Source organism: Bradyrhizobium sp. SZCCHNRI1009 (assembly GCF_032487575.1).
In the GTDB taxonomy this organism is placed as follows: Bacteria; Pseudomonadota; Alphaproteobacteria; order Rhizobiales; family Xanthobacteraceae; genus Bradyrhizobium.
The window spans coordinates 1-2,355 of the sequence record NZ_JAUEUL010000051.1 but is presented as its reverse complement, the minus strand read 5'-3'; the positions used below and the strand labels follow the sequence as shown (position 1 = coordinate 2,355).

Sequence of the window (2,355 nt, the reverse complement as noted above, 5' to 3'; positions counted from 1 at the left end):
TTTGGCGATGCTCAAGACCGCAGAAGAATCCACGCCATGCACCATGTCCAGTCTGTCTTGAACCGGACAGCCGTGGGTCAAGCCCGGCCATGACGACGGAGGTGGTAGTTGCAGGTCGCGTGACAATCTGGAAACCGGACAATACAATGAACCTCCACGCCCTCCTCCAAGCCCGCGCCGCCGCCGGCAAGCCCGTGCGCGTCGCGTTGATCGGCGCCGGCAAGTTCGGCTCGATGTTCCTGTCGCAGGTGCCGCACGTGGCGGGGCTCGAGGTGCCCGTCATCGTCGACCTCGATCCGGGGCGCGCGCGGGACGCCTGCCGCACCGTCGGCTGGAGCGCCGAGCGGATCGAACGCACCGCGTTCAGTCCCGACGGCGCAAAAGCGCTTGCTGACACCATTGATGTCGTCGTCGAAGCGACCGGCAGTCCGGCCGCGGGCATCCGCCACGCGCAGGCGGCCATCAGGGCCGGCAAGCACATCGTGATGGTCAATGTCGAGGCTGACGTTCTGGCGGGGCCGTTGCTGGCCAACGAGGCGCGCAGGGCCGGCGTTGTCTACTCACTCGCCTATGGCGACCAGCCGGCATTGACAGCCGAGCTCGTCGACTGGGCGCGTGCGACCGGCTTCCATGTCGTCGCCGCAGGCAAGGGCACGAAGTATCTGCCGGCCTATCACGACGTCACGCCGGACGGCGTCTGGCAACATTACGGCCTCACCGCCGGCGAGGCGCAGTCGGCCGGGATGAACCCGCAGATGTTCAATTCCTTCCTCGACGGCACCAAGTCGGCGATCGAGATGGCCGCGATCGCCAACGCGACGGGGCTCGACGTGCCCACGAACGGACTGCTGTTTCCACCCTGCGGTGTCGATGACCTGCCGCATGTGCTGCGGCCTCGCGACCGCGGCGGCGTGCTCGAGCGCTCCGGCATGGTCGAGGTGGTCTCATCGCTGGAGCGGGACGGGCGTCCGGTATTTCGCGATCTGCGCTGGGGCGTCTATGTCGTGCTGGAGGCGCCGAACGACTACGCCGCGGACTGCTTCCGGCAATACGGACTCAAGACCGATTCAAGCGGCCGCTATGCGGCGATGTACAAGCCCTATCACCTGATCGGGCTGGAGCTGAACGTCTCGGTGCTCTCGGCGGCCCTGCGCAAGGAGCCCACCGGCCAACCGCTCGGCTTCCGCGGCGATGTCGTCGCCGTCGCCAAGAAGGATCTGCGGGCTGGCGAGATGCTCGATGGCGAAGGTGGCTATACGGTGTGGGGCAAGGTCGTACCGGCCAGGACCAGCCTGCAGCTCGGGGCACTGCCGATCGGGCTGGCGCATCGGGTGAAGCTCGTGAACGACGTCGCGCATGGCGAGATCGTGCGCTGGAGCGAGGTCGCAGCCGATGCCGCGGACGAGACCGTGAAGGTACGCAAGCAGATGGAGGCCGCGTTCGCGCGCTGAGCGTGCGCTCCGCTCGCATGACCCACAACGAAAAAGCCCCGACCGACGGTCGGGGCTTGGCGGATCGAGGTGGAGGCAAAGCCTCGGTTGTCAGTTGTCGTCCTCGCCGAAGGCCGCGGCGAGCTTGTCGTAATATTTGACCACGAGATCGATATTGCCCTTGTTCTCGACCTCCGGCGGCTTCGCCTTGAGCGCCGCATTGAGATCGTTGAGGACCTGCTTCTTGTCATCGGGCTTCATCTTCGTGTCGGCCTGGACCTGATCGATCTGCTGCTTGATGACGGCTTCGGGACCGATGTACTTCTTCGTCTTCGGATCGATGCCGCCCATCACCAGGCTGATGTTGTCGACCGCGACGTTGAAGTCGTCATAGCTGGCGAAGCCGTATTTCTTGGCGACGCCATCGAGCTGCGTCACCACCTTCTGGTCCGGCGGCGCGTTCTCGGGAAGCTTGTCGGTGACGGCATCCATGTCCTTTTGCGATGCCAGCACGTTTTCGATCTGTTTGTCGGTCAGCGCGATCTGCTTGAGCTGCGGCGGCTGGCTGATGGTCGGACCGGGCGGCTGCGCCGGGGAATCCTTGGCGGCCTGCGCGAGGGCCGGAAGCGTTGTGAGGGCCGTCATCGCGGCGCCTGAGCCAGCAATGGCTAGCGCGACGAAGGTGGTCCGGACGAACATGCGCATGAGGATCTCCTGTGGGACAATGTCAGCGACGACAGACAGCGCAGCATTGCGTACGTTCTGGGGAATGAACCGCAACTGAACCCGGTTTTGCGGCTCAATCACACGGTTGTGCTGCCCGCGGCATCGACGAACGACCGCATCAGGACAAACGACAACGCCGCGCTGAGGTTTCAGCGCGGCGTTGTTGTTTTGGGGTGTGAAGAGGGGATGTCCTTTGCAG

2 protein-coding genes are annotated in these 2,355 nt (G+C 64.8%); one reads left to right on the top strand and one right to left on the bottom strand.

Translation table 11 applies throughout. From position 1 onward, the window contains the following. Window positions 1-146 precede the first annotated feature (146 nt). Window positions 147-1,451, top strand: coding sequence for an NAD(P)H-dependent oxidoreductase (locus QX010_RS32995; RefSeq protein ID WP_316183713.1), 1,305 nt, complete (start codon window positions 147-149; stop codon window positions 1,449-1,451). A 90-nt stretch (window positions 1,452-1,541) separates the two neighbouring features. Here QX010_RS32995 and QX010_RS32990 read toward each other — a convergent pair whose 3' ends face one another. After that, entirely contained in the window at window positions 1,542-2,135 is a 594-nt protein-coding gene (locus tag QX010_RS32990) for a hypothetical protein (protein ID WP_316183712.1), read from the bottom strand. Window positions 2,136-2,355 lie beyond the last annotated feature (220 nt).